General features: G+C 30.7%; 7 protein-coding genes. 6 read left to right on the forward strand and 1 reads right to left on the reverse strand.

The window, feature by feature from the left end; all coding sequences use genetic code 11:
* From ACI3VO_RS01570 to ACI3VO_RS01585, 4 genes are all read left to right on the forward strand, one after another.
* On the forward strand, positions 1-392 hold a 392-nt coding region (locus ACI3VO_RS01570; RefSeq protein WP_439756222.1), incomplete at its 5' end, for an amidohydrolase family protein.
* Between the two features lie 30 nt (positions 393-422).
* On the forward strand, positions 423-2,060 hold the full coding sequence (locus ACI3VO_RS01575) for an N-acyl-D-amino-acid deacylase family protein (protein ID WP_439756223.1): 1,638 nt from the start codon (positions 423-425) through the stop codon (positions 2,058-2,060).
* A gap of 37 nt (positions 2,061-2,097) precedes the next feature.
* Positions 2,098-3,270, forward strand: a complete 1,173-nt coding sequence (locus ACI3VO_RS01580; protein ID WP_439756224.1) for a M20 family metallopeptidase — start codon at positions 2,098-2,100, stop codon at positions 3,268-3,270.
* Positions 3,271-3,465: 195 nt separating this feature from the next.
* Complete coding sequence (locus ACI3VO_RS01585; protein ID WP_439756225.1) at positions 3,466-4,875, forward strand: YfcC family protein; 1,410 nt, start codon at positions 3,466-3,468, stop codon at positions 4,873-4,875.
* A gap of 101 nt (positions 4,876-4,976) precedes the next feature.
* Here ACI3VO_RS01585 and ACI3VO_RS01590 read toward each other — a convergent pair whose 3' ends face one another.
* Positions 4,977-6,308, reverse strand: coding sequence for a hypothetical protein (locus tag ACI3VO_RS01590; RefSeq protein ID WP_439756226.1), 1,332 nt, complete (start codon positions 6,306-6,308; stop codon positions 4,977-4,979).
* A 149-nt stretch (positions 6,309-6,457) separates the two neighbouring features.
* Between ACI3VO_RS01590 and ACI3VO_RS01595 the strand changes: the two genes are divergently transcribed.
* Both ACI3VO_RS01595 and ACI3VO_RS01600 read left to right on the forward strand, forming a co-directional pair.
* Positions 6,458-6,868: a MarR family winged helix-turn-helix transcriptional regulator gene (locus ACI3VO_RS01595; protein ID WP_439756227.1), complete on the forward strand. Its 411-nt coding sequence runs from the start codon at positions 6,458-6,460 to the stop codon at positions 6,866-6,868.
* Positions 6,869-6,949: 81 nt separating this feature from the next.
* A partial coding sequence (locus ACI3VO_RS01600) for an ABC transporter permease (protein WP_439756228.1) occupies positions 6,950-7,510 on the forward strand: 561 nt, incomplete at its 3' end.

A 7,510-nucleotide genomic window follows, 5' to 3' on the forward strand; every position in this document is an offset into this window, starting at 1 on the left:
TAGGATCTGACTCAATGAGTTTAGCAACAGAAGGATTATTAGCTAAAACAAGTACCCACCCAAGAGCATTTGGTACACAAGCTAAGGTTTTAGGTGAATTTGTAAGAGAAAAGAAATGCTTCTCACTTGAAGAAGGAGTTAAGAAATTAACTTACAATATAGCCAAGATATTAAAATTAGAAGATAGAGGATTAATAAAAGAAGGAAACTTCGCAGATATAGTAATATTTAATCCAGAAACTATAAAAGATATGGCTACATACAAAGATCCAAAACAATATCCAGTTGGAATAGATACAGTACTTGTAAATGGAGTAGTTGCATTTAAAGATGGTGAACAATTAGATGTATTACCAGGAAGATTCTTAAAAAACTCTTCTGCAAGTAAATAATATGAAATTAATGATTTATAGGAGTCCGCTATGTTTGACTTAAAAATAATTAATGGAAAAATAGTAGATGGTTCAGGAGAACCAGCATACAAAGGTGATATAGGAATAGTAGGAGAAAAAATAGTAGAAATAGGCGATTTATCAAACAAAGAAGCCAAAACTACTATAGATGCAAATGAAAAAGTAGTATCACCAGGATTTATAGATATACACACACATTCTGATATGTCTCTAGTATATGATAGATATGCCAGAAGTAGAATACATACTGGTGTAACAACAGATGTCGTAGGAAACTGTGGTATAGGAGTGGCACCAGTAAAAGAAGAAAATAGACAATTATTACTAGATTATCTAGGAACAAGAATAGTTGGAAGTATGCCAGTAAAGCTTGAATTACCTTGGGATACTTACGCAAGCTACATTAAATACATGGAGGAAAATCCACCAGCAGTAAATGTAGCACCGCTTCTAGCGCAAGGAGCGATAAGAATTCATGAAATGGGATTTTCAAAAGAAGATCCGACAGATGAAGAGCTTCAAAATATGATTGATTTAACTGAAGAATGCTTTAAATGTGGAGCATTGGGATTGACTTCAGGTCTTGTATATTTGCCAGGTGAATTTACATCACAAAAAGAGCTTATAGAGCTAAATAAAATCACTAAAAAATACGGTGGATTTTATGCAACTCACATGAGAAATGAAGGTGATGATATTGAAAAAGCAATGGATGAAGCTATAGATGTCTGCAGACAATCAGGAGCATCACTTGAAATATCACACTTAAAATTATCAGGTAAGCCTAATTTTGGAAAGACTGATATGTTATTCGACAAAATAGAAAAGGCTAGAGCTGAAGGTTTAGACGTGACTTTTGATGTATATCCATACAATTCTGGAATGACTTCATTATCAGCTTTGATGCCACCATGGGCATTTGAAGGTGGAGTAGACAAGATGATAGAGAGAATTAAGCTTCCAGAAAACAGAGAAAGAATAATTCACGATATAGAAAATGGTCTACCAGGATGGCAAAACTTTGCAAGTATAGTTAAATCTGTTCCAGGAATAATGATTGCATCTGTTGTCAAAGATGAAGATTCTTGGATGGAAGGTAAAACTTTAGAAGAAATAAGCAAAGAGCTTGGCATAGACGATATATACACAACTATATTTGAAATTCTTATAAAAGAAAATGGAAGAATCCAAATGGTAGTTGAAGGTATGGATGAAGAAGATGTTATCCAGATATTATCTAAAGATGATGTATCTGTTGGTTCAGACAGTATGAGCTTATCTCATATAGGTCTATTATCAAAGAGCAGCACTCATCCAAGAGCATTTGGTACACAAAGTATAGTTTTAGGACATTATTCAAGAGAAAAAGGACTATTCTCTATAGAAAAGGCAGTGAGAAAATTAACTTCAAATCCAGCTAAGAGATTAGGACTTAAAGATAGGGGATTGTTAAAAGAAGGTTATTATGCAGATATAGTTATTTTCGACGAAAATACTATAATAGATAAAGCCACATATAAAAATCCAAAGCAATATCCAGATGGTATAGATACAGTTTTAGTAAATGGAAATATTGCATTTAAGGATGGAGAACAATTAGATGTATTATGTGGAAAAGTATTAAAAAATGCATATGCATCTAAATAATAAAAATTAGATAGAAAATTATAGGGGGAAGAGTTAAATGGAAAAATTATTAAAACAAGTTTATGATTATATCGATAGTCAAAAAGACGCAATGGTAGAAACTTTAGGAGAAGTAGTAAATATAGAAAGCTATGGTTATTCAAAAGAAGATGTAAATAAAGTAGCTATAAAATTTAAAGAATTATTTGAAGCTGAAGGTCTTTGCTGCAAATTAATACCAGCAGAACCTAATGGATATTGTTTATCAGGAATATTAGGTAAAGATAGACCTGGAAAACCAATCATATTCTCAGGACATATGGATACAGCTTTAGAAATAGGGACTCTAGCAAAAAGACCATTTAAAGTCGTCGATGGAAAAGCTGAAGGTATAGGTGTTCTTGATATGAAGGGTGGTATAGTAATAGCTCTTTATGTAATAAAAGCTTTAAATGCTATAGGATATACTGAAAGACCTATAAAAGTAATATTTGCAGGTGATGAAGAAGCTAACCATATAGGATCAAATGCTCCAGAAATACTAATGGCTGAAGCTAAAGGTGGGCTTTGTGCATTTAATATGGAAACAGGTCTAATAGACAATGCTATATGTGTTGGTAGAAGAGGTAGATTAGGTGTACAACTTGAAGTTACAGGAATATCTTCTCATGCTGGTAATGACTTTGCATCAGGAAGAAATGCAATAGCTGAAATGGCTTATAAAATAATCGACGTTCAAAAAATAACTGATTTAGAAGCTGGAATATCTTGCTCTACTACTTTAATAAACGGTGGACATAGTGCAAATGCTATACCATCAAAATGTACTATAGATATAGACATAAGATTTAATAAGGTTTCTCAATTAGATGAAATAAAAGCTAAAATAGAAGCTATAGCTAAGAACCAAGTTATAGATCAAACTTCTTGTGAAGTTAGATATATAAGCAAAATGATGCCTTATGAAACAACTGAAGATACTATGAGATTATATCATTTCATAAAAGATACTGCTGAAGAATTTGGATTTAGAGAATTCGGATACAGAACAGTTGGAGGAGCTTCAGATGCAAGCTACTTAACTATAGCAGGTGTTCCAACATTATGCTCTTGTGGTGTTGTAGGTGAATGGAACCATACTATGCGTGAATATGCAATAGTAGACACTATGTATGAAAGAGCAAAATTATACGCAACAGCAATATTAAATATAGCTAAATTTGAAAAATAATAAATAGACAAAAATGTAATTGATTTATCGTAATTATAGAATTAATTATATTTTAATCTATAATTACGATAAAATTTTTAAATAAAAATTAATATTTATGTGTAGAAAGTAATATCCATGTTATTATATATTAAATTAAATTAATTTATATATTAAAATTTTAGATATTTCAGAAAATTAAAAGGGGGTATTATCTTGGAAGCAAATAAGAAAAATTTAAACGTCGAAAAGAAAAAGGGATTTAAAGTCCCAAATGCCTATATTATAGTTATAGGAATTATGATCTTTGTATCAATACTAACTTATATAGTTCCAGCAGGTAAGTATGCTGAAATAACAACAGCATCAGGAACAACAGTATTAGATCCAAATTCATTTACATATGTTGAACAACAAGGTATAAGCTTATGGCAATTCTTTACTGCATTTTATGCAGGGCTTCAAAAGAACCAAGCAATTATATTTTTCCTATTCTTATTAGGAGGATACTTTAAAATAATAATCGATACAAAGGCAGTAGATGGCTTTATATCATTATTAATTGATAAGTTAGGAAATAAAGTATTAATAACTATACCAATATTGATGCTAGTAATGTCTTTATTAGGTGATGCAGGTGTTTTAATAAATCCAGTTGTAGCATTTATTCCAATAGGAATACTACTTGCAAACAGATTAAAATTAGACCCAATATGTGCAGTAGCAGTTACTTTCGTAGCAGCTTATCAAGGATTTTCTACAACACAATTATGTGGACCTACATTACAAACAGCTCAAGCTATAGCTGAATTACCAGTTTTATCAGGATTTGGATATAGATTTGTAATATGGGCAATAGTATTTGCAGTGACAGCATTATACACTATGCGTTACGCTAAAAAAGTATCAGAAGATCCAACTAAGAGTTTAGTTTATGGTGACTATGAAATAATGGAAGTAAAAGAAGACGAAATAACTAAATTCGAAACTAGACATGGAATAATAATGTTAATAATGTTAGTAGGATTTGGTATATATTCATACGGAGCTGTTAAATACGGTTGGGGTATGGATTATATGGCAGCTATATTCTTTATAGTAGGAGTATCTGGAGGAATAGTAGGAGGATTAAACGGAGATCAAATAGTTAAATCTTTCGTAGACGGTTGTAAGGAAATGTGTTTCTCAGCTATGTTAATGGGATGTGCAGCAGCAATATCTATATTATTATCAGAAGGAAGTATATTACATACTATAACACATGCATTTGCATTATTCTTACAAAACTTCCCAGCATATATATCAGCACCACTTATGTATGTAGCCAATGTACTTGTTAACTTCTTCGTATCATCAGGTTCAGGACAAGCAGTAGTTGTAATGCCAATAATGGCTCCACTTGCAGACTTAGTAGGCGTAACTAGACAATTAGCAGTTTGCGCATATCAATTTGGTGATGGATTATCAAACTGTATATTCCCTACAAATGGAACAATGATGGCTTGTATAGCATTAGCAGGTGTAAAATATGAAAAATGGTTAAAATGGATACTACCACTGTTTATTATGTGGTCAGTGATAATAATGATAGCACTTATGATAGGTGTTGTCATAGGTATAGCATAATGTATCTAATAAATTTTTCCTTTAAAAAATAAATTTTAAAAAGGTATATGGGATAAGCGAATTATCCTATATACCTTTTTTGTATAGATTTATATATTAGCTTAAAAATCAAATTGAATAATTCTGCTCGGTCTGCCAGTATCATTTACTATTTTTTTACCGACTACCTTGCAGTATCCACTTAATTCTAATTTACTTACAATACGGTTAATACTTCTAATAGACAGATTACATGCCTCTGCTAATTCTTTAGAAGTAAAGTGATTTTTTTTGTATTTAGTGACGACATTGTAAAGAGAAAAAACTGTGTTTATACTTACGCCAGAGGTTTGAGAAATTGAAGATAGCTTTTTATCTATTAAATTGTCGTCTGAGGATTTATCTATTTCGTTAGGCATTATAGGTCCTTCTATTTTATTGTTTTCGTACACTATATAAGCTGTATTTTTATTGTGTTGTTTTGCCTTAATCATGCCAGAGTTTGCGTTATACTTTGCATCCTGTGCTGTTGAACCATAGCCTATTCCAATTGATACTGTGTGCAGAGAATGCTCATCTATTTCATTTAATAGAGAAATATTTTTAAAATTATCTGTTTCTAGTTCCAATATATTTTTTGTAGAAAAAAGTAAATATGTATTGGAAGAAGCTTCCACAACTGCTGCCTTTATGTCTTGAGCAAATTTATAAATCATTTCTAAGACAGACATTTTTTCGTGTATATAGTGGTATTCGTCCTTGCTAATGACAGAGTACTCACTCGGCAAATCGATTTCGATTGAAAGTATAACTATTTTGCTCTTTTGATTTTGCTTAGCCTCGTATTTTAAATATAGCTTAGATAAACTCTCTCTTATTACAGCGCGAGAAGGATATGCAGTAAAGCAGTGAATTCCATCTTTTTTAAGCATTTTATCGACTGTATGAAGTGCTGTTATAATACAGGTTCTATCGTCTTTTAAGTAATTTTTTTTATGAAAGTTAAAAACCTCTTGATTATATCTAGTTTTTCCAATCTCATCATTTATATGAAGAGGTTCATCTTTTATTAAAGATACATTTATATTATCGAAATCAAACGATAAATCGGTATAAGCTTCTTTGATTAATTCATAAGAAAAAGTATCGCAGCTTATATTTTTTATATCGTAGTTCAATAATGATGCACTTAAAAGCGCATTTGTAAAAGATGAAATATGTCTTGGAAAATGATCCCACAAGCAGTCGACCTTTAAATACTGTTTGGAATAAGAATACGCACTTAAACCTCCGAATAATAGAGCATCGTAATCCTTAGGTATACTTTTAATCATATCTGCACTTTCCTTATAATCGTTGTATAGGAGTTCAATTAATTCAATATCATTGAATTCTTTAACTACTTCTCTGGCTTTATCCATAATAACTATTGGTGCAACTAATGCTATTTTCAAAAAATCACTCCAAACTATAAATTTATTATTAGCTTATTTTAGCATTTCTAACAATTTAATACAAATAAAAATTTAGGGTAGGTATTGACACAAAAAATAAAAATCAGTAAAATATATAGCAAGCTATATATTTAAAGGGGATGAAATTCATGCTAAGTTCTGTATTTAAACAAATACATATAGCTTTTGAATCTCGATGTAATAAACATTTACAAGGCTATAATTTAACACAGTCTCAAATGGATGTACTTGTTTATTTAAAGCATAACGAGGGTTCTAGAATTACACAGAGGGATTTAGAGGCAGGTTTAAGATTGAAAAATCCTACAATTACAGGGATTTTAAATAGGCTAGAGGATAAAAATTTAATAACTAGAGAAACTAATTTAAATGATAAAAGATCTAAAATTATAAAAATGACGGATAAAAGCAAAGTTGTACTAGAAGAAACTCATGTGCATCTTACGGAATTAGAAAATTCTATTGTCAAAGGCTTTTCTGACGAAGAAAAAGAAGAGTTAGCTTTGTTACTAAATAAAGTTTTAAATAATTTAAAATAAAGACGTATATTAAATAATGTAGAGAAATCTCTACTTATTATGCAAAAATAAATTTATTTATGTATTGAGGAGGTATTAATAATGATACGAAAATTAGCGTCGTATATAGGGGAATTCAAAAGAGCTTCTATATTGACACCGTTATTTATAGTACTTGAAGCCATTTGTGAAGTAGTTATACCGATATTAATGGCTGCAATTATTGATAATGGTATAAACAATAGGGATATGGGATATATTGCAAAGGTCGGTGTACTTATGCTAGTTATATCTATGTTATCACTTGCTTGTGGAGCTTTAGCCGCTAAATATGGAGCAAATGCTTCTGCCGGTTATGCTAGAAATTTGAGAAGTGCTATGTTTGAAAATATTCAAGATTTTTCATTTCAAAATATCGACAAATTTTCAACTGCAGGTCTAGTTACAAGACTTACTACCGATATAACAAATGTGCAAAATGCATATCAGATGATTTTGAGAATGTGTGTAAGAGCGCCACTTATGCTGATATTTGCTATGATTATGTCTGTTTTAATAAATAGAACTTTAGCATTAGTATTTTTAGGGGCGATAATATTTTTAGGAACTGTGCTTTTCTTTATAATGACAAATGTACATCCTAAGTTTATGAGCGTTTTCAAA

The sequence above is a fragment of the Intestinibacter sp. genome (assembly GCF_051866655.1).
In the GTDB taxonomy this organism is placed as follows: domain Bacteria; phylum Bacillota; class Clostridia; order Peptostreptococcales; family Peptostreptococcaceae; genus Intestinibacter.

Bases quoted from the DNA above. Each gene is read 5' to 3' on its own strand.
- ACI3VO_RS01575 (WP_439756223.1), top strand. From the start codon at position 423: ATGTTTGACTTAAAAATAATTAATGGAAAAATAGTAGATGGTTCAGGA.
- ACI3VO_RS01580 (WP_439756224.1), top strand. From the start codon at position 2,098: ATGGAAAAATTATTAAAACAAGTTTATGATTATATCGATAGTCAAAAA.
- ACI3VO_RS01595 (WP_439756227.1), top strand. From the start codon at position 6,458: ATGCTAAGTTCTGTATTTAAACAAATACATATAGCTTTTGAATCTCGA.